This window comes from Kineosporia succinea (genome assembly GCF_030811555.1).
Taxonomy (GTDB): Bacteria; Actinomycetota; Actinomycetes; order Actinomycetales; family Kineosporiaceae; genus Kineosporia; species Kineosporia succinea.
The window spans coordinates 3,947,234-3,969,535 of sequence record NZ_JAUSQZ010000001.1 but is presented as its reverse complement, the minus strand read 5'-3'; the positions used below and the strand labels follow the sequence as shown (position 1 = coordinate 3,969,535).

At 73.2% G+C, this 22,302-nt stretch carries 4 protein-coding genes; all 4 read right to left on the bottom strand.

Translation table 11 applies throughout. From position 1 onward, the window contains the following. The 4 genes from J2S57_RS17345 to J2S57_RS17330 are packed head-to-tail and all read right to left on the bottom strand — an operon-like array spanning position 1 to position 22,302. Positions 1 to 216 carry an MbtH family protein gene (locus J2S57_RS17345; RefSeq protein WP_307244121.1) on the bottom strand — a complete coding sequence of 72 codons (216 nt, stop codon included), beginning with the start codon at positions 214 to 216 and terminating at the stop codon, positions 1 to 3. Then, positions 213 to 10,871 carry a non-ribosomal peptide synthetase gene (locus J2S57_RS17340; protein ID WP_307244116.1) on the bottom strand — a complete coding sequence of 3,553 codons (10,659 nt, stop codon included), beginning with the start codon at positions 10,869 to 10,871 and terminating at the stop codon, positions 213 to 215. The genes J2S57_RS17345 and J2S57_RS17340 overlap by 4 nt, the downstream gene beginning before the upstream one ends. Then, complete coding sequence (locus tag J2S57_RS17335) at positions 10,868 to 21,394, bottom strand: non-ribosomal peptide synthetase (RefSeq protein ID WP_307244114.1); 10,527 nt, start codon at positions 21,392 to 21,394, stop codon at positions 10,868 to 10,870. Before J2S57_RS17335 ends, J2S57_RS17340 begins: the two co-directional genes overlap by 4 nt. Further along, positions 21,391 to 22,302 carry a condensation domain-containing protein gene (locus J2S57_RS17330; protein ID WP_307251068.1) on the bottom strand — a complete coding sequence of 304 codons (912 nt, stop codon included), beginning with the start codon at positions 22,300 to 22,302 and terminating at the stop codon, positions 21,391 to 21,393. The genes J2S57_RS17335 and J2S57_RS17330 overlap by 4 nt, the downstream gene beginning before the upstream one ends.

Sequence of the window (22,302 nt, the reverse complement as noted above, 5' to 3'; positions counted from 1 at the left end):
TCAGGCGTTGCCGTTCATGAACTCGACCAGGCTCTTCGGGCGCAGGTCGGTCCAGTTGGTCTCGATGTACTCCACGCAGGCGGGGCGGGACTCCGGCCCGAACACGGTGCGCCAGCCGGCCGGCACGTCGACGAAGTCGGGCCAGAGGCTGTGCTGGTTCTCGTCGTTCACCAGCACGAGATACACACCGTCGGGGTTCTCGAACGGATTGGTCATGACTGCTCCTTAGCTTGCTCGGTCAGGGCGTCCAGGGCCCGGAACCAGGTGTCGGCGAGGTCTTCCACCGCCGCCGCGCTGATCACACCCCGCGGATAGGCCCAGCTGACGGTGAGCTGCGGCCCGTGCGGGCGGTCTTCGGTCTGTGCGTTGACGATGAGCGCGTAGGTCTCGGGCATGTTCTCGTCGGCCCCGTTGTCGGCCGCCTCCACCTCGGGGGCGTACGACCAGTCGGTGGCCTCGGGGAAGTCGAGACGGCCCATGTAGTTGAACTCGATCTGCGGCTCGCCGTACCCGGCCAGCTCGTCGGCCGTGTCGGGGTTGAGGTGGCGCAGCAGGCCGTAGCCCATCCCGTTGTCGGGAAGGGCCGCCAGAGAATGCTTCACGTTCGCGACCGCCCGGGCCGCGTGCGCACCGCCGGCCAGCGCGTCGTCGAGGTCGATGTCGCCCGGGTCGAGCAGCACCGGGAAGACGTTGGTGAACCAGCCCACCGTGCGGGAGAGATCGACGCTGCGATCACCGGTGACCTGCTCCTCCCGTCCGTGCCCCTCGAGGGCGACCAGTACACCCGATCCGCGGGACCGGGCGGGGTCACGGGGGGACGTCGACGGGCCAGCACTCCCTTCGACACGGGCATTCCCCCCGTGACCCGGCCCGGCCCCGCGGTCGGCGTACCGCCGGCGCAGATCACCGACCGCGAGGGCCAGCGCTGTGAGCAGTACGTCGTTCACCGCCGCCCCGTAGGCTGCCGGGACGGTGGTGAGCAGCGGGGCGGTCTTCTCGGTGGGCAGTTCGCGGTTGACCTCCTGGATGGAGGCCGCGCGGTCGAGCGCCGGGTCGACGTCACGGTCGACCGGGAGCCTGCCTGCCCGGGTGAGAACATCACGCCATTGCGGCATTTCCGTTGCACGGGTGTGGGCCTGCCCCGCCAGGAGCGAGGCCCAGCGCCGGAAGGATGTTTCCTCCGGCGCGAGATCGATACTACCCGAGAGGGTTTGGGCGTACGCAATAGCCAGGTCGGGCAGAAGAATGCGCCATGAAACACCGTCGACCACGAGATGGTGGATCAGGAGCAGCAGACGCCCCGGCTCGCCCGGCCCACGGTCGAAGCGGGCCGCCCGCAGCATGACGCCCTCACGGGGCCGCAGCCCGGCCTGCTCCACCCGGGCCTGCCGGGCGACGGCCTCCCAGAGCTGCTCCGGGCCGAACCCGCGGGCCGGAACGGTGCGGACCAGCGGCGCCGGCCACTGCTCCGGCACCTCGAGCCCGTCGTCCGTCAACCGCGACCGGAGCATGCCGTGCGTGGCCACCACCGCGTTCAGCGCGGCCTGCAGACGCTCCGGGTCCACGTCGGCCGGGAGCTGGATCACCGCGGACTGGTTGAACCCGTCGATCGGGCCCTCGACCTGGGTGAGCCAGTGCATCACCGGGGTCAGGGGCATCACGCCGGACTGGTCGTCGGCCCGTGCCCCGGCCGGGTTCTCGGTCACCAGGCCGTCCAGCGCCGCCACCGTGCGGGCCGTGAACACGCTGCGCGGACTCACCCGCAGCCCGGCTCCCCGCAGGCGGCTGACCAGCTGCATGGCGACGATGCTGTCACCGCCGAGGGCGAAGAAGTCGTCGTCGATCCCGACGTCGGCCAGGCCGAGCACGGCGGCGAACACGTCGCACAGCACCTTCTGCCGGGCCGTCCCGGGAGCCCGTCCCCCGGCCCGCGCGGCCCGGTCGGGTTCGGGAAGCGCGGCCCGGTCGAGCTTTCCGTTGGCCAGTGTGGGGAACGTCTGGAGCACCACGAAGGCCGACGGAACCATGTGCTCGGGCAGGGATTCCGCGACCGAACGGCGTATATCGGCCGGTTCCGGGGTGAATCCGGCGGCCGGGACCAGGTAGGCGATCAGCTGGCGACGCCGGCCCAGGGCCACGACCGAGCGGGACACCGCGTCGAGACGGTCGAGCGCGGCCTCGATCTCGGCCAGCTCGACCCGGAAACCGCGCACCTTCACCTGGTCGTCGCCGCGACCGGCGAGCACGATCCGGCCCTGCTCCCAGTGCGCCAGGTCACCGGTGCGGTACATGCGCATCCCCGCGCTGAACGGGCTGGCCACGAAACGCTCGGCCGTCAGGGCGGACCGGTTCAGGTAGCCGCGGGCCAGACCCTCACCGGCGAGGTACAGCTCACCGGTCACGCCCGGGGGCACCGGGCGCAGCGCGCGGTCGAGAATGTACGCCCGGGTGCCGGTCACCGGGCCGCCCACGTGAGGACGCGTCGACGGGGTCAGTCTCGCGGTCAGGGCGTCGACGGTGGACTCGGTCGGGCCGTAGAGATTGAAGGCCCGCGTGGTGCCCAGCCCGGCCAGACGGTTCCAGAGCTCGGCCGGCACCGCCTCACCCCCGACGCCGATCACGGCGAGATCCCCGTCCCGCAGCCCGGAGTCGAGCAGCTGGCCCATGTGCGAGGGGGTGAGCTCGACGAAGTCGACGTCCCGGTCCCGCAGCAGCCCGATCAGGGCCTCCGGATCGCGGCGGGTCTCCTCGTCGACGATGTGCAGGGCGTGCCCGTCGAAGAGCCAGAGCTGGGGCTGCCAGCTCGCGTCGAACGAGAACGACCAGGCGTGGGCCACGTTCAGCCGGTCCCGGCCGCTGATCTCCTGGGCCGGGCGGTACAGCGTCTCGCGGTGGCTGCGGAACAGCGCGGCGATGCTCGCGTGGGTGACGACCACGCCCTTCGGCCGCCCGGTCGAGCCCGAGGTGTAGATGACGTAGGCCGGGCTCGCGGCCCGGACGGACGGCAGCGGCCCGGGCCGGGTCCGGGCCAGGGCCTCGATCGTCTCCGGGGCGTCGAGCGCGATCGTGGGCACCGAGGAGCCCACGTCGACCCCGAGACCCGAGACGAGAAGGTGCGGCCGCGCGTCCTCGAGCATGCCCGCGACGTGCGCCGGTGGGTAGGCCGTGTCGACGGGCAGGTACGCGGCCCCCGAACGCAGCACCGCCAGGATCGCGATCATCGTGGCGGCCGAGCGGGGCAGGGCGATCGCGACCAGCTGCTCGGGCCCCGCCCCGTGCCGGATCAGCAGCTGGGCCAGGCGGTTGGAGGCGTCGTCGAGCTCGCGGAAGGTCAGCGAGAGGTCCGGGCCGACGAGGGCGGTGGCCTCCGGATGCCGGGCCACGACGTCGGTGAAGAGCCCGGGCAGGGTGAGACGCGCCTGATCACGCTGCGGGTGCGGGTCACCCCAGCCCAGGATCTGCGCGCGCCGGGCCGCCGGCATGAGGTCGAGCGCCCCGACCGCGGTTCCGGGATCGGCCAGCAGTGCCCGGAACGCCGCGCGCATCATGTCCTGGATCTGCTCGACCTGCTCGGCCGTGAAGAGGTCGTCGCGGTACTCGGCGCCGAGCGTCAGCCGCTCCCCCGGGTCGACGACCCAGGCGAACGGGTAGTGCGTGGCGTCGCGGCCCCCGGCGTCCACCGCCTGCAGCGCATCGTCGGACGAGGCCTCACCGGGCGGGTAGTTCTCGAAGACCAGCAAGGTGTCGAACAGTTCGCCCAGTCCGGCGCGGCGCTGGATCCCGGCCAGCCCGGCGTACTGGTACGGCAGCAGCTCGACCTGCTCGGCCTGCAGCCGGCGGACGAAAGCGCCCAGCCCCTCGGCCGGATCGAGCTTCGCCCGCACCGGCAGGGTGTTGATGAACAGGCCGATCATGTCCTCGGCGCCGGCCACCTCGGGCGGACGGCCCGACACGGTCGCGCCGAACACCACGTCGTCCTGACCGGTCAGCCGGGCCAGCACCAGCGACCAGGCCGCCCGCACCAGTGTGTTCACGGTGACGCCCTCGGCCCGGCACCAGGCCGTCAGCCCGGCGGTGAGGTCGGCCGGGAGCTCCCGCACGAGGATCCGCGGGATCCGCGGCTCGCGCGTCGGGTCGGCCGCGGCGATGCGGGTCGGCTCGGCGAGGCCGTCCAGCGCCCGGTCCCAGGCCCGGTCGGCCGCGGCCGGATCCTGGGAACCCAGCCAGGACAGATAGGTCCGGTAGTCGTGGGACGCGGGCTCGCGGCCGCCGTAGAGGTCGGACAGCTCTCGCATCAGGGGCCCGCGCGACCAGCCGTCGAGCAGCAGGTGCTGGTGCGTGACGACCAGGCGGTGCCGGTCGGGCGCCAGACGCACCAGGGCGAAGCGGATCAGGGGCGCCGTGGACACGTCGAACCGGCGGGCCTCACGCTCCAGCACGGCGGCCCAGTTCCCCGTGGGCCCCAGATCGTCGAACGCCCAGGGCACCACGACCGGGCCGGCCACTACCCCGACGGCTCGGCCCGACTGCAGGAACCGGTACCCGGCGCGGAGATTGGCGTGCCGGTCGACGAGTGCCTGCGCAGCGCCGCGCAGGCGCGCCGCGTTTACCGACCCGAGCTCGAAGGTGAGCTGGACGGTGTAGACGTCCACCCCGTCCGCCATGTTCATCGACGCGTGGAAGAGCAGACCGGTCTGCAGCGGTGTGAGCGGCAGAACCTCGCGGTGACGGCCGATCTCGTCCTTCTCGTCGGGCGTGAGGGTGATCAGCTCGCGATCGACAGCCACGGATCGCCCCTCGGTGTGCGCCTTCTCGGCGAGGCGCGCCACCGTGCGCAGCTGGAAGACGTCCTTCGGGCTCAGCGTCAGACCCTCGCGCCGCAACAGGCTGACGAGCTGCATGGCCACGATGCTGTCGCCACCGAGGGTGAAGAAGTCGTCGTGCACCCCGACCCGCTCGATCCCGACGACCCGGGCGACCTTGGCCGCGATCAGGGTCTCGCGCTCGGTGCGGGGTTCGTCGTGACCGGCCTGCGCGGCGAAGTCGGGGGCGGGCAGGGCCTTCCGGTCGAGCTTGCCGTTCGGCGTGGTCGGGAGCTCGTCGAGCCGGACCACCGCCTGCGGCACCAGGTGCTCGGGCAGGTTCCGGCGCAGGTGCTCGAGGATCTCCGGCGCATCGCCACCCGTCACGTAGGCGACGAGCTGCACCCGGCCCGGCCGGTCCTCCCGCGCCAGCACCGCCGCGGCACCGACGGACTCGATCTGCGCGAGGGCGTGCTCGATCTCGCCCAGCTCGATCCGGAACCCGCGGATCTTGACCTGGTGGTCCGCGCGGCCCAGGAACTCCAGGGCCCCGTCGTCACGGCGGCGCGCCAGATCGCCCGTGCGGTAGAGCCTCCGGCCCGACGGACCGGCCACGAACCGCTCGGCCGTCAGCGCCGGGCGCCCGCGGTAGGCGTCGGCCAGCTGGACCCCGCCGAGGTAGAGCTCTCCCGTCACCCCCGGCGGCACGGGCTGCAGCGACGCGTCGAGCACGTGGGCGCCGGTGTTCCAGACCGGGCGGCCGATCGGGACGTTCGGTTCCCCGGAGGCGGGCCCGGCGGTGACATCGACCGCGGCCTCGGTGGGTCCGTAGAAGTTGAACAGGGGGACGCCGGTCGCCTCGCCGAATCGCCGGGCCAGGTCACCGGGCAGGGCCTCGCCACTGCTGATGACGCGGCGCAGGCTGGTCTGCCGGGAGGCCTCGGGCAGGAACGCCGCCAGCATCGACGGCACGAAATGGGCCGTGGTGACGCCCTCTTCGTCGATCAGCTGAGCCAGGTAGCGCGGGTCCTGGTGGCCGCCCGGTTTCGCCACCACCAGGGTGGCCCCGGTGATGAGCGGCCAGAAGAACTCCCAGACGCTGACGTCGAAGCCGAACGGGGTCTTCTGCAGCACCCGGTCGGTCGCGTCGAGCGGGTGCTCGGCCTGCATCCACAGCAGGCGGTTCACGATCGCGCGGTGCGAGACCAGCACGCCCTTGGGCTTGCCGGTGCTGCCCGAGGTGTAGATCAGGTACGCGGGCAGGGCGGGGTTCGGTGCCGGCCGGGGGTGGACGTCGTGGCCGGCCGCGGAGCCGTCGTCACGCACCGGGATTGCCCGGACCTCAGGGAGGTTCTGGATGATCCGGGACAACGGGGTGGGGGTGGCGACGACGACGGCCCGGGGCCTCGCGTCCTCCAGCAGCTCCTGGATGCGGACGGGCGGCTGGCCGAGGTCCAGCGGGAGGTAGGCGGCACCCGCCTTGTGGGTCGCCAGCAGGGCGACCACCAGCTCGGGTGAGCGTTCCAGGGCGACGGCCACCACGTCCCCCGCCGACACCCCACCGGCCACCAGACGGGCAGCCAGACGGGTCGCCCGGGCGTCGAGCTCGGCGTACGTCAGCCCCGCCCCCTCGAAACGCACGGCCACGGCCTCGGGGGTGCGGGCGGCCGTCTCGGCGAACCGGGCCGTCAGCGTGGTCTCCGGAATCTCGACCGAAGGCCCTTCGCCCGCGCTCAGGTACGACTCCACCGACTCCGGCGCGCTCGGGGTGAGCCGGCCGACCGGGGTCTCCGGCGCGTCCACCATCGTGGTGATCAGGCGCCCGAGGGCCGAGAGCAGCCAGTCCATCAGGGCCGGGCCGATCAGGTCGGTGCGGTACTCCGCGCCGATCGACAGGCCCGCTCCCCCGACGGCCGACCAGGTCAGCGGGTAGTGCGTGGCGTCGCGGCCCTCACGGACGCAGATGTCCAGCCCGTCGGCGGAACCCGGGTCGTCCGGGTAGTTCTCGAAGACCAGCAGCGAGTCGAACAGTTCACCGAGACCGGCCTCGCGCTGGATCGCGGGCAGGCCGAGGTACTGGTGCTCCATCAGCCCGGCCTGGTTCTCCTGCAACCGGTTCAGCACCTGCCGCGCCGGCTCGGCCGGGCTCCAGCGCACCCGCACCGGCACGGTCTGGATGAACAGGCCCACGGTGTCTTCGACGCCGGGCAGCTCCGGCGGGCGGCCCGCCACCGTGGCGCCGAACACCACGTCGTCGCGCCCGGTGAGACGGCCCAGCAGCAGACCCCACGCCGCCTGCACCACGGTGTTGGCCGTGACACCCAGCGTTTTCAGTGCCGGGAGGTCGAGATCCAGGCCGACCGAGGCGATCGGGCCGCGCGCGGGGAACCCGGCCGGCACCACCCGCGACGGTTCCTCCAGACCGGACAGCTCCGAACGCCAGGCCGCACGCGATGTTTCCGGGCTCTGCGCCGTCAGCCAGGCCAGGTAGTCGCGGTAGGCCGGAGGCGCGGGCACGGCGGAGGGGTCGTCGGCCCGGTACAGCGCCCGCAGGTCGGCGATGAGCGGGGAACGCGACCAGCCGTCCATCAGCAGGTGGTGATGTGTGAGAACGAGCAGCGGCCGGGGCATTCCGCTGACGAGCATCCAGCGGACCAGCGGCGGGCGGTCGAGGTCGAACGGACGCTCGCGCTCGGCGTCCAGACGGGCCCGCAGCGCGGCCGGACGGTCGGGCGCCGGCAGGGCACTGAGATCCAGCTCCAGCCATTCGGCGGTGACCTCGGGCGGGGGGACCACCGCGGCGGCCCGGCCCGAGCGCAGGTGCCGGAAACCCGCCCGCAGGTTGGAATGGCGCACCAGCAGGGCATCGACCGCGCGGTGCAGGCGGTCGACGTCGACACCGGAGAGCTCGAACGTGAACTGCACGGTGTAGACGTCGTCGCCGAGCCCGGCGTGGAAGACCATGCCCTCCTGCATCGGGGTGAGCGGCAGGACCTCGGCGGCGTCCGGGGCCTCGCCCGGTTCGAGCGCCACCAGCGCGGCCGCGGACGGCACCGAACCGTCGGCCGTGGGCACCACCGTGGCGACCGCGGCCAGCCCGGCCACCGTGCGGCGGGCGAACACCTGGCGCGGTGTGATGCGCAGCCCGGCCCGGCGCACCCGGCTGACGAGCTGCATGGCCACGATGCTGTCGCCGCCGAGGGTGAAGAAGTCGTCGTCGATGCTGAGCGTGGCCACCCCCAGCACCTCGGAAACGGCCTGGTGCAGCACCTCTTCGCGAGGGGTCCGCGGAGACCGGCCCCGGCTGCCGTCGAGCACGGGGGCGGGCAGGGCGTTCAGGTCGGTCTTGCCGTTGGCCGTCATCGGCAGCCGGTCGAGCACCACGATCGCCGTCGGCACCATGTGGTCGGGCAGCACCGCGGCGGCCCGGGCCCGCAGTTCCGGCGGCGTGGCGGAGCCGGCGACGTAGCCCACGAGAATCCGCTTGCCGGGCTGGTCCTCGCGCACCGTCACGACGGCGCGGTCCACCCCGGGGGAAGCCGCCAGCACGGCCTCGATCTCGCCCGGCTCGATACGGAACCCGCGGATCTTGATCTGGTCGTCGGCCCGGCCGAGGAACTGCAACTCCCCCTCCGGAGACCGCGAGACCAGGTCGCCGGTGCGGTACATGCGCCCGCCGGGCACGAACGGGTCGGCGACGAACCGCTCCGCGGTCAGCGCGGCGCGGCCCAGGTAGCCGCGGGCCAGACCGTCGCCGGCCAGGTAGAGCTCTCCCGGCACACCGTCGAGAACCGGGCGAAGGGACGCGTCGAGCAGGTGGGCGCGCACGTGCGGGTCGGGCACGCCGATCGGGACCGGGCCGCGGTGCTGGGGCGAGGTGCGGTGCAGCGTGGCGTTGGTGGTGGCCTCGGTGGGGCCGTAGCAGTTGAACATCGGGCGATCGGTGCCGAACCGGGCCACCAGGGCGGGCGGAACCACCTCGGTGCCGACGAGAGTGGTCATGCCCGGCGGGAGATCGACCTCGGCCGGCATCCCGGCCAGCAACGCCGGGGGCAGGGCCGCGATCGTGATGCCCTGCTGCACCAGGTATTCGACCAGGGCCGGACCCGCGACCCGGCGTTCGGCCGGGGTGACCACGAGGCGGCCACCGGTGAGCAGGCCCATGCAGAGCTCGAAGAACGTGACGTCGAAACTCGGCGAGGCGAACTGCAGCACCCGGCTGCCCGGGTCCAGCCCGAAGCGCAGCACGGCCGTGTCGAGCAGCTTGGCGGCGCCCTCGTGCGGCACCACCACGCCCTTCGGGCGGCCGGTGGATCCCGAGGTGTAGATCACGTAGGCGGCGTCGAGCGGGGTGAGATCCACCGGGGGACGCGTCGAGGGCCGTGTGGGGTCGTCCTCGGTTCCCAGGGTGGTTCCCCCGAAGGGCACACCGCTCCCGAGAAGGACCACGGGGCGGGCGTCGTCGAGCATGTACGCGACGCGGTCGGCCGGGTAGTCGAGGTCGATCGCCAGGTAGGCGGCCCCCGACTTGAGCACCGCGAGCAGGCTCACGACCAGCTCGATGCCGCGGGGCACGGCCACGGCGACGACCTGCCCGCGACCGGCCCCGGCGGCGATCAGCCGGTGGGCGAGCCGATTGGCGCGCGCGTCGAGCTCGGCGTAGGTCAGGGCCCGGCTCTCGAAGACCAGGGCGACGTCGTCGGCGTGCGCGGCCCGGGCCGCTTCGAAGAGCTGCGGGAAGGAGGCCGGTGCGGTGGGGCTCTCCACCGCCGGGACGCTCCGCTCACCAGGCAGCAGCACGTCGATCGTCGAGGCCGGACGGGCCGGGTCGGCGATCAGGGCGTTCAGCACCAGCAGCAACCGGTCGGCGATGGTCTGCGCCCGTGACGCCGTGAAAAGCTCTCCGTTGTAGCGCAGTTCGAGTGACAGTCGCTCCCCCGCGTCGGCGACCAGCACGAGGGGGTAGTGCGTCGCGTCCTCGGCGTCGGTGGCGACCAGGCGCAGGCCGGGAGCGGGCTCGTCCCAGCCGTTCTCGTCGAACGGGTAGTTCTCGAACACCACCAGCGTGTCGAAGAGCTCCCCCGCGCCGGCGGCCCGGCGGATCTGCGGCAGCGGCAGGTACTGGTGATCGATGAGCGACGCCTGCCGGTCCTGCAGACGGGTGAGCAGTGCGTCGACCGACTCACCCCGCCGCGGCGCGACCCGCACCGGCACGGTGTTGATGAACAGCCCGATCATCGCCTCGACACCCGGGACCTCGGCCGGGCGGCCGGACACCGTACTGCCGAACACCACGTCGTCCCGGCCGGTCAGGGCCCCGACGGTGAGCCCCCAGGCGGCCTGCACCACGGTATTGAGCGTGAGGCCCCGTGCGGTGGCGAAGCGGGCCAGGGCCTGCGCGTCGATGCTCCGCGCGGCGCTGCCCGGCAGCACCGGCACCCGCAGCGGGTCGGAGGGCGCGACCAGGGTCGGGCCGTCGAGCCCGGCCAGCGCGTCCTTCCAGGCCCCGGTCGCGGCCGCCGCGTCCCACTTCTGCAGCCAGGCCAGGTAGTCGCGGTAGGCCGGCGGCGCGGGCAGCGACCGCCCGGCGTAGAGCGCGAAGAACTCCTGCAGCAGCAACGGCGACGACCAGCCGTCGAGCAGCACGTGGTGGTGGGAAACCACGAGGCGCGTGGACCTCTCGCCCAGCCGCACCACCGTGAACCGGATCAGCGGCGGCCGGGCCAGGTCGAAGACCCGGTTCCGCTCGGCGTCGAGAATCTCCTCGGACCGGGCCCGGGCGTGCTGGTCGAACCTCAGGTCGACCTCCTGCCAGCCGATCTCGGTGCGCCCGGCGACGACCGCCACCGCGACCCCGGCCCTGGTGCGCCGGAAACCGGCCCGCAGGTTGGGATGCCGCTGCAGCACCGCCTCCGCGGCGGCGCGCGCGGCGACCGGGTCGAACGGGCCCTCCAGCTCGAGCGACGTGCACACCGTGTAGACGTCGCGCTCACCCAGCTGGGCGTGGAAGAGCATGCCCTCCTGCAGCGGGGAGAGCGGGAGGATGTCGGCGATCTTCTTCTCGGTCACTCGAATTCCGCCTCGAGCTCGTCGATGTCGTCCTGGGTGAGCTCCACCAGGTCGAGGTCGGACGGGGTGTGCCCGCCCGCGTCGGGTGCGGCCGCGTGCTGCTCGAGCCCGGCCAGGGCGTCGAACCAGGTGCGGGCCAGGGTTTTCACGGTCTCCTCGGGCAGCCGCCCGGCCGGCCACGACCAGGAGGCGTGCAGCCAGGGGCCGTCGGGACGGTCCTCGGTGGACACGTTGAGCTCCAGCGGGTACGCGACCGGCATGGCCTCGTCCGCGCCGCCGCCCCACTCCAGCACGGCCCAGTCGTCGTGCGCCTGCTCGGACAGGGACATCCGGCCCAGGTAGTTGAACCCGATGAACGGCCTGACCCCCGAGAGCAGGCCCCCGGTGGCCGGGTTCAGGTACCGCAGCAGCCCGAACCCGAGTCCGCCGTCCGGCACCGACCGCAGCTGTTCCTTGACGGCCTTCAGCACCTTGCCGGCGGCCGGTCCGCCCGCGAGCACGTCCCGCGTGTCCACCGGCCCCGGGTCGAGCGTCAGCGGGTACTCACTCGTGAACCAGCCCACCGTGCGGGAGAGATCGACGTCGTCACCGCGTCCGTGCCCCTCTACCCCGATCACGGCCGGCTCGTCCGGCAGCACGGCGCGCAGGGCCACGGTGAGCGCCGTGAGCAGCACGTCGTCCACCCCGGCGTGGAAGGCCGCGGGCACGGTGGTGAGCAGCGCCCGCGTGCGCCCGGGCGGCAGCTCGAGCGTGAGCTCCCGGACCTGACCTCTCCGGTCCGTCTCCGGACCGGGCGTGGCCGGCTGCTGCCAGAACGCCAGTTGCGCCAGCGTTTCCGGATGCTCGGCGCGCTCCGCGAGGCGGTGCGACCAGGTGCGGAACGACACCGGGACGGCGGGGAGCACCACCCCGTTCCAGGCGGCCCGGAGGTCGTCGAGCAGGATGCGCCAGGACACCCCGTCGATGACGAGATGGTGCGCCTTCAGGGTCAGACGGCGGCCGGCCCACGTGGCCACGACCATGACACCCGCGGCCGGGTCCAGGTCGCGCTCACCGAGCCGCGCCCGCACCGCGCCGGGTTCGGGCACGAGCAACCCGTCGTCGGTCAGCCGGGCCCGCAGCAGGTCGTGGCGGTCGAGCAGCGCCTGCAGCACCGCGGTGAGACGTTCCGCGGTCGCCTGCGCCGGGGTCACCACCGTCATCGACTGGTGGTACTGCCCGAACGGCCCTCCGCCCTCGATCAGGGCCCGCTGGATCGGGGTGAAGGGCACCAGGCCGCGCCCGGCGCTCTCCGGTTCCGGTTCGGCGGCCGTCGCGGTGACCGCCACCCGCGCGAGACCGGCGACGGTCTTGTGCCGGAACACGTCGCGCGGGGTGATGGTCAGCCCCGCCGCCCGGGCCCGGGACACCAGCTGGATCGAGACGATGCTGTCGCCGCCGAGGGTGAAGAAGTCGTCGTCCACCCCCACCCGGTCGAGGCCGAGCACGTCCGCGAACAGCGCCGCCAGGATCTCCTGGGTGCTGTCGGCCGGGGCGCGGTCGCCGACCAGGTCGTCCAGCACCGGCACGGGCAGGGCGGCCACGTCGAGCTTGCCGCTGACCGTGCGGGGCAGGGCGTCGAGCGTGGTGAAGACGGCGGGAACCATGTACGCGGGCAATGACCCGGCCAGCCGGTCACGCGGTGACGACGACGGGTCGCCCGCCAGGTAGGCGGCCAGGCGGCGCACCCCCGGCGCGTCCTCCCGCACCACCACCGCGGCCTCGGCCACCCCGGGCACGCTCAGCAGCGCGGCCTCGATCTCGCCGAGCTCGATCCGGAAACCGCGCAGCTTCACCTGGCCGTCGGTGCGCCCGGCGAACTCGAGCACCCCGTCCGGACTCCAGCGGGCGAGGTCACCGGTGCGGTACATGCGCGTCCCCGGCCGGAACGGGTCGGCCACGAAACTCGCGGCGGTGAGCCCGGGCCGGTTCAGGTACCCGTGGGCGAGCCCGGCCCCGGCCAGGTAGAGCTCCCCGGTCACCCCGGCCGGAACCGTCGTCAGAAACCCGTCCAGCACGTACGCCCGCACCCCCGCGACCCGGCGCGCGGAGCGTCCCCCATCGGGATCGCCCACCCAGGTGTACGCGTCGACGGAGGCCTCGGTCGGACCGTAGAGGTCGTGCACGGCCAGACCGGGAACCGCGCAGGCCCGCCGCCAGGTCTCGCCGTCGACGGCCTCGCCGCCGACCAGCAGCACCTTCAGCCCGGCCTCGAGCAGACCAGCACCGATCAGCTGACGCAGGTGAGTGGGAGTCATCTCGAGCACGTCGAGCCGCTCACGACGCACGGTCGCGACCACCTCGTCCGGATCGCGGTAGTCGTCGAGCACGTGCAGGGTGTGCCCGGCCAGCATCCACAGGAGCGGGTCGAGCGAGGCGTCGAACACGAACGAGGCCACGTGCCCGACCCGGTGGGGCTCCGGCGGGTCACCCATCAGCCGGGAGCGGTGCGAGCGGAACAGGTTCACCAGGCCGCGGTGCGGAACCACCACGCCCTTGGGCCTTCCCGTCGACCCGGAGGTGTAGATGACGTAGGCCGGCTGGTCTTCGTGCGGGCGGACGGTCAGCGGTTCCCCGAGCAGCGGTTCGTCCAGCCGCAGCGTCTCCACGCCGACCGGCCGGATCGGCCCGGTGGTCAGCAGGATTCGCGGGGCCGCGTCCCGCAGCACGAGATCGACGCGCTCGGGCGCCTGGTCGAGGTCGAGCGGCAGGTAGGCCGCCCCGGCCCGGAGCACGCCCAGCAGCGCGGGCACGATCAGGTCGCGGGGCAGGCCGAGCGCGACCACGTCACCGGGCCTCACCCCGCGGGCGGCGAGTCCTCCGGCGAGAGCGGCGGTCCAGCTGTCGAGCTGGGCGAAGGTCCAGGTGCGGCCGCCGGCCTCCAGCGCGGTGGCCCCCGGAGTGCGGGCGGCCTGGTCGGCGAACACGTCGACGACGGACGCGGGTCCGGACCCACCCGGGCCTGCGTCACCCCAGACGTGCAGCAGGGTCGCTGCCTCACCGGGCAGCAGCACGTCGAGGCGGCTCAGCCGGGTCGACGGTTCGCGGGCCACCTGGGCCAGCAGACCGAGCAGCCGCTCGACCAGCTGCCGGGCGCCGGCCCGGTCGTAGAGGTCGGTGCTGTACTCGAGAGCGATCCCGAGTCCGGAAGGCTTCTCGGAGACGTCGAACGACAGGTCGAACTTGGCACTGTCGGCCGGGATCTCCGCCTCGGAGACCGAGAGACCCTCCAGCGCGGGCATTTCGGAACCGGCCGCCAGGTACGAGACCATGACCTGGAACAGCGGGTGGCGACTCGGCGAGCGTTCCGGTCCCACCGCGTCCACCACCCGCTCGAACGGCACGTCCTGCCGGTCGAAGGCGGCCAGGTCGGCGTCGCGCACCCGGGCCAGCAACTCGGTGAAGGCCGGGTCGCCGGAGGTGTCGGTGCGCAGCACCAGGGTGTTGACGAAGAAGCCGACCAGGTCGGTGAGCGCGTCGTCGGTGCGCCCGGCGACCGGGGCGCCGAGCGGGAGGTCCGGCCCGGCGCCGAGCCGCGTGAGCAGCGAGGCGACCGCCGACTGCACCAGCATGAACATGCTCACGCCGTGCGACCGCGCGAGATCCCGCAGCCGGGCGGCGATCTCGTCGGGCACGGCCAGCTCGACCACTCCCCCGGACCCGGTGCGGGTCTGGGGGCGCGGCCGGGCGCCCGGCAGCGTCAGCTCGTCGGGGGCGCCGTCGAGGGCCTGCTTCCACCAGGCCAGCTGCTCGTCGGCCAGGTTCCGGGTCTCGTGGTCGAGGCCCAGCAGATCGCGCTGCCAGAGGGTGTAGTCGGCGTACTGCACGGGCAGGGGTGCGAAGTCGGGTTCGGCGCCCCGCAGCCGGGCCGCGTAGGCCGTGCCGAGGTCACGCACCAGCGGTTCCTGTGACCACTCGTCGGCCGCGACGTGGTGCACGAGGATCAGCAGGGTCCACTCGTGCGCGCCGCCCGAGACGTAGACGCGCACCGGCAGGTCGGCGTCGAGCCGGAACCCGTACCCGGCCTGGGCCAGGGCGTCGTCCACCACCGCGAACGGCACCCGCACGGCCTGCGGGTCGAGCACGAACTGGTACACCTCGTCGCCGCCCACCTCGTCGCCGCGGCCCGGGGTGAGGCGGGTGCGCAGGCTCTCGTGCCGCCGCACCAGGTCGGCGACGGCCTGGCGCAGGGCGTCGAGGTCGAGGTGACCGCGCAGACGCCAGGCGAAGGGCACGTCGTAGGTCGAGTTCGGGCCCTCGAACCGGTACTGGAACCACAGGCGTTGCTGGGCGGGCGAGAGCGGCGTCCGTGCCGGCCTTCTCGCCGGGACCAGGGCCGGCCGGACGGTGGCCCCGGAGGCGAACACCACGGGCGCCAGCTCCGCGACCGTGCGGTGCCGGAACACCTCGGGCACGCCGACCTGCAGGCCGAGCACCGCGCGGATCCGGTTGGCCAGGCGCATGACGAGCAGCGAGTGCCCGCCGAGGGTGAAGAAGTCGTCGTGCACGCCGACCCGCTCGACCTCGAGCACGTCGGCGAAGAGCCCGGCGAGCACTTCCTCCCGGGGGTTGCGGGGCGCCGCGGTGTGCTCGGTGACGTCGATCGCGGGCAGGGCGCGCTCGTCGAGCTTGCCGTTGACGGTGCGGGGCAGGGCGTCGAGGGTGACGAAGGCGGCGGGCACCATGTAGCCCGGGAGGACACCGCCGAGGTGGGCCTTCAGCGTGGCCGGGTCGATCGGGTCGACCGGGTCGCCCTGCGGCACCAGGTAGGCGGCCAGCGTGGGGCCGCGCAGCACCACGGCCGCCTGCGAGATCTCCGGCCGGGCGCGCAGCACGGTCTCGATCTCGCCGAGTTCGACCCGGTAGCCGCGGATCTTGACCTGGCCGTCGACGCGCCCGGCGAACTGCAGCACGCCGTCGGCGTCCCACCGGGCCCGGTCGCCGGTGCGGTACATCCGCTGCCCGGTCTGGAACGGGTCGGCCACGAACCGGCCCGCGGTGAGACCCGGCCGGTTCAGGTAGCCGTGGGCCAGACCGGCGCCGGCCACGTAGAGCTCACCGGTGACACCCGTCGGCACCGGGCGCAGGGCGGCGTCGAGCACGTAGGTGCGCACCCCGTCGAGCCGGTAGGCGGCCCGTCCGCCGGAGGTGTCGCCGTGCCAGCCGTACGCGTCCACCGAGGCCTCGGTCGGCCCGTACAGGTCGTGCACCACCAGCCCGGGCACCGCGCAGACGGTCTGCCAGACGGCCGGATCCACCGCCTCGCCGCCGACGAGCAGCACCGAGAGCCCGGCCTCGAGCAGGCCTGCCGGTATCAGCTCCCGGAGGTAGGTGGGGGTCACGTCGAGAACGTCGACGGACGCGTCGGTCAGGTGAGCGACGACGGCGGACGAGTCGCGGTACACGTCCTCGGGCACCACGTGCAGTTCGTGCCCGAAGAGCATCCAGAGCACGGGTTCCCAGGAGCCGTCGAAAACGAACGACGCCACGTGCGCCACCCGCCGGGGCCGCGTCGCGTCTCCCATGAGACGGGCCCGGTGCGAGGTGGCCAGGTTGACGAGACCCGCGTGCGGCACCACCACCCCCTTGGGACGGCCGGTGGAGCCCGAGGTGTGGATGACGTACGCGGGCATGTCCGGGACCAGGCGCCCGCCCCGGTCGGGATCGCTCAGCGGGGCGTCGCTCTCGTCGCCCTCGAGCAGCAGCGGCGAGTCGAGAGTCAGCGCGGGCCGGGCGTCGTCGAGCACGGCCTGCACCCGCTCGGGCGCCTGCCGGGTGTCCACGGGCAGGTACGCGGCACCGGTCTTGAGCACGGCCACGATCGCGGGCAGCATCCAGGCCCGGTCGAGGTTCAGCGCCACCAGCCGGCCGCGCAGCGGACCGGCCCAGAGCAGCACCCGGGCGGCGCGGTTGGTCCAGGCCTCCAGCTCGGCGAAGGTCCAGGAGCGCTCGGCGGTGACCAGGGCGGTCGCGTGCGGGGTGAGACGGGCCTGCCGCTCGACCAGGTCGACCACGGTCAGGCCCATGGTGTCGAGCGAGACCGGGCCGCCGGCGGCCCATTCGCCCGTCACCCGTTCGCGTTCGCCGGGCAGCAGGACGTCGTAGGTGCTCAGGTGGGCCTGCGGCTCGTCGGCGATCTGCTGCAGCAGGTGCACCAGCCGGGCACCGAACGAGGCGGCGGTCGCGGCGTCGAACAGGTCGGCGCTGTACTCGATCGAGCCGTCCAGACCGGAGCGGCCCCGGTCGGTGACGTCGAACGAGAGGTCGAACTTGGAGGTGGCCCAGTCGACGCGCACCGGCAGGCAGCTCAGGCCGGGCAGGTCCAGCGGTCGCTCACCGGCGGGCAGGTACACCACCATCACCTGGAACAGCGGGTGACGGCCCAGCGAGCGTTCCGGGTTCAGGACCTCGACGAGCCGGTCGAACGGCAGGTCCTGACGGTCGAACGCGGCCAGGTCGGCGTCCCGCACCCGGCCCAGCAGGTCGCCGAACGCCGGGTCGCCGGAGGTGTCGGTGCGCAGCACCAGCGTGTTGAGGAAGAACCCGACCAGGTCGTCGAGTGCCGCGTCGGTACGGCCCGCGATCGGTGATCCGAGCGGGATGTCATCACCGGCGCCGAGTTTCGACAGCAGCACGGCGACGGCCGACTGCAGCAGCATGAACATCGAGACGTCGTGCCGGGCGGCCACGGCCCGCAGACTCTCGGCCAGCGGAGCCTGGACCCGGAACGACTCGGTGCCGCCGGCGAAGCTGGCCCGCTCCGGGCGGCGGCGGTCGAACGGCAGGTTCAGCTCGCCGGGCAGCCCGTCCAGCCGGTCGCGCCACCACTGCTCCTGCTTCGTGGCCAGGCCGGTGGGAGCGCCCTCCGGGCCGAGCAGATCGCGCTGCCAGAGCGTGAAGTCGGCGTACTGCACCGGGAGCGGGGCGAACGCGGGCGCCTCGCCCAGCGAGCGGGCGGCGTAGGCGGTGGACAGGTCCTTCAGCAGCGGCCCGTCCGAGGCGTCGTCGGCCGCGATGTGGTGGGCCAGCAGGAGCAGCACGTGCTCGTCGGGGGCGACCCGGAAGAGCGTGGCCCGCAGCGGGATCTCCTCGTCCAGCCGGAAACCGTGACGGGACGCCTGGTTCAGCCGCTCGCCGAGCCTCGGGTGCCGGTCCGGGCCGGAGGCCTCGACCACCTCGAACGACGGCACCGCGTCCACCACCACCTGCTGCTCGTCGACGACGAGCGTGCGCAGGCTCTCGTGGCGCCGCACCAGGTCGCCGACGGCCGCCTCGAGCGCGGGCACGTCCAGGGCCCCGATCAGACGCCAGGTCATCGGGATGTTGTAGGTCGCCGACGGGCCCTCGAGCAGGTACTGGAACCAGAGGCGGCGCTGGGCGGACGAGAGCGGGACCCGCTCGGGCCGGGGCCGGTGCGCGCTCAGCCGGGGACGCTCGTCCGCCGGCTCCTCGGGCAGGCGCCGGGCGAGCTGCTCGACGGTGGGCGCGTCGAACACGTCGCGCACGCCGACCTTCAGGCCGAGGAGCCCGCGCAGCCGGCCGGCCAGGCGCATGACGAGCAGGGAGTGCCCGCCGAGCGCGAAGAAGTCGTCGTGGATGCCGACCTCGGGCAGGCCCAGCACCTCGGCGAACACCGCGGCCAGGGCGCTCTGGCGTTCGGTGCGGGGTTTCGCCGACGGACGGGGGTGGTCGCCGCCCGCGGGCAGGGCCTTCTCGTCGAGCTTGCCGTTCACGGTGCGCGGCAGCCGGTCGAGGACCACCACGGTGGACGGGATGAGCGGGCGTGGGAGCCGGCCGGTCAGGGCCGCGCGGATCTCGTCGGGGCGGGCCTGGCGATGGGTGGTCACGTAGGCCACGAGACCCCGCTCGCGCACGACGACCGCGGCCTGGGACACCATGCGCAGCTCGTGCAGCGCGGCCTCGATCTCACCGAGCTCGACCCGGATCCCGTTGACCTTGACCTGCCGGTCGCCGCGGCCGAGGATCTCGAGCACCCCGCCGGTGCCCCAGCGGGCCAGGTCGCCGGTGCGGTACATCCGCTCGCCCGCGTGCTCGCCGGTGGCGAACGGGTCGGCGACGAAACTGACGGCGGTGAGCCCGGCCCGGTTCAGGTAGCCGAGGGCGAGACCCGTGCCGGCGACGTAGAGTTCACCGGTCACCCCGGCCGGCACCGGACGCAGGGCGCCGTCGAGAACGTAGGTGCGCACCCCGTCCACCGTCTGCCGTGACCGCCCGCCCGACGCGTCCCCGGCCCAGCCGTACGCGTCCACCGTGGTCTCGGTAGGCCCGTAGAGATCGTGCACCCGCAGGCCCGGCTCGGCGCAGATCCGGCGCCACAGTTCGGGATCCACGGCCTCGCCGCCGACCGTGAGCATCTTCAGGCGGCACTCGAGCAGACCGGCGGGGATCAGCTCACCGAGGTAGGTGGGGGTGACGTCGAGCCCGTTGACGCCGTGCTGGTCGATGTAGGTGATGAGGGCTTCGGGGTCCTTGTAGACGCTCTCGCCGATCACGTGCAGCTGGTGCCCGGCGAGCATCCAGAGCACCAGGTCCCAGGACGCGTCGAAGCTGAACGACTGCACGTGGCCGAGCCGCAGACGTCCGGGGTGGTGCGACATCAGATGACGCCGGTGGCTGGCCAAGAGGTTGGCCAGCGCGCCGTGCGAGGTGATGACGCCCTTGGGCAGACCGGTGGAACCCGACGTGTAGATGACGTAGGCGGCCTGCTCGGGGGCGATCGGCGGGAGGGCGCAATCGGCTGCGAACCAGGCGTTCTCGAGCTGCTCGACGGAACGCAGGACGACACCCGGCGTCGCGTCCGAGAGGATCCCGTAGGTGCGGGCGGACGGGGCGGAAGGGTCGACCGGGAGCGCGGCGGCCCCGGTCTTCATCACCGCCAGGAGAGCCGGCAGGACCCAGGCACGGGGCAGGGACAGCGCGACGATCTGGCCGTCGAGGTCGTGGGTGGCGCGCAGGCCGGCGGCGACGCGGCTGCTCCACGTCTCGAGCTCGGCGTAGGTCCAGCGCTGCTGCTCGGTGACCAGGGCAATCGCGTCGGGGGTGCGGCGGGCCTGCTCGTGCAGGACGTCGAGCACCGAGGCGGGGACGTCGACGGGCGTGCCCTGGTGCGCGAAAGAGCCGAGCAGCTCGGCCCGCTCCCCCTCCAGGAGCAGGTCGAGCCGCCCGGCCGCGGAAATAGTACCGCGAGAAAGTTGCCGCAGTACACCGGCGAGCCGGGCCAGCACGGCCCGCGCCGTGTCGGCGTCGATCTGGTCGGGGGCGAATTCCAGCTCCAGGCGCAGGCGTTCGCCTGGACGAGTGGTCAGACTCAGCGGGTAGTGCGACGCGTCGTGGATCGCCACGCCCGCGATCTCCACATCGTCCACACAGCGGGGCAGCGTGTCGCCGAGCGGGTAGTTCTCGAAAACCGTGATCGTGTCGAACAGATCGCCCACCCCGGCGGCGCGCTGGATCGCGGCCAGGCCGAGGTGGTGGTGGTCGAGAACGGCGCTCTGCGAATCCTGCAGCCGGCGCAGCAGTTCGCCGGGGGTGGCGGCCGGGTCGATCCGCACCCGGACCGGCACGGTGTTGACGAAGAGCCCGACCATGGTGTGGACGCCGGGCAGCTCGGGCGGGCGGCCGGACACGGTGGCGCCGAACACCACGTCGTCCGAGCCGGTCAGCGCGGAGAGCACGAGTCCCCAGGCGCCCTGCACGGCGGTGTTCAGCGTGACCCGCTCGTCGCGGGCGAAGGCGGCCAGGCGGCGGGTGTCGTCCGGGGTGAGTTCCTCGACCAGGTACTGGGGCAACTGGGTGCCGGGCCGACGGTCCGGTGCCACACGCGTCCCCTGCTCGAGACCGCCCAGAACCTCGCGCCAGGCCGCGTGCGCGGCGTCGGTGTCGCGGCCGCGCAGCCAGTTCAGGTAGAGCCGGTGGTCGGGCGGCGCGGGCAGCGGGGCGCTCTGGGGGTCGGCGAGGGTGAGCAGCTCGTCGAGCAGTACCGGCATCGACCAGCCGTCGAGCAGCAGGTGGTGGTGGGTGAGCACGAGCCGGTGACGTTCGGGGCCGAGGCGGTAGAGGGTGACGCGCATCAGCGGGGCGGCGGCCGGGTCGAAGCCGCGCAGCCGGTCGGTCCGGGTCTGGGCGGCGAGTTCCTGCTCCAGCGTGCCCTCTCCGTGGCCCTGAGCGGTGAGGTGGCCGAGATCGATCTCCTGCCAGGGCATCGTCACGTCGGCGCCGACCAGGGCCACGCTCTCGCCGGTCTTGCGCTGGCGGAAGGCGACCCTCAGATTCGGGTGCCGGTCGAGGAGTTCCTGCGCGGCGGCGCGCCACCGGTCGCTGTCGATCGGCCCGTGCAGGTCGACGTGCAGCTGCCCGGTGTACACGTCGGGGACGTCGGTGTGCCCCCGGTTCTCGTGGACGTGGAACAGGATGCCTTCCTGCAGAGGTGTCAGCGGCAGGATGTCCTGGATCCGCGAGCTCACTGGTCCCACTCGCTCTCGAACTCGTCGATCTCGTCCTGGCTCAGTGTGGTCAGAGTCAGGTCGGACGGGGTGTGCCCGCCCGATTTCTCGCTCACCGTGTGGGCGACCAGGGCGGCGAGGGCCGCGAACCAGCCCCCGGCCAGGTCGCGCACGGCGTCTTCGTCGAACAGGGCCGACGGGTAGGCCCAGGTGACGCCGAGCTGCGGGCCCGCCGGGGTGTCCTGGGTGAAGGCGTTGACCTCGAGGGAGTACGGGGCCACCGGCATGCCGTCGTCGAAGCCACCTTTGAGGACGCCGTGGCCGGGTACGGCCCGCCAGTCACCGGTGCTCTCGCCGGTACCGAACCGGCCCAGGTAGTTGAAGCTGATCTGGGGCCGGGGGTGTTCCTGGAACTCCCGATTCAGGTAGTGCAGCACCCCGAAGCCGAGCCCGTGGTCGGGCAGGGCGCGCAGTTGTTCCTTGACGCGTTTGAGGGCGCGGCCGGCCGCGGGGCCACCGGCGAGGGCGTCGTCGAGGTCGATCGGGCCCGGGTCGAGACGCACCGGGAAGACGCTCGTGAACCAGCCGACGGTGCGCGACAGGTCGATGCCGGGGGCGAACTCCTCACGGCCGTGGCCCTCCAGCGCGATGAGGACGCCCGGGGTGGGACCGAACTCGTGACGCCGGCGCCAGTCGAGCCCGGCCAGGGCCAGGGCGGTGAGGAGCACGTCGTTGATCTCGGCGTGGAAGGCGGCCGGGACGGTGCTCAGGACCGGCCGGGTCAGCTCGGCGGGCAGGTTCAGGGTGAGACGCCGGACGGTGTCCAGATCGCCGATCGGGTCGAGCGCGCGGGGGGTGATCAGGCGGTCGCCGGGTTCGAGGATGCTGCGCCAGAGTGCTGTCTCGGTGCTGCGGTCGGACGCGTGCAG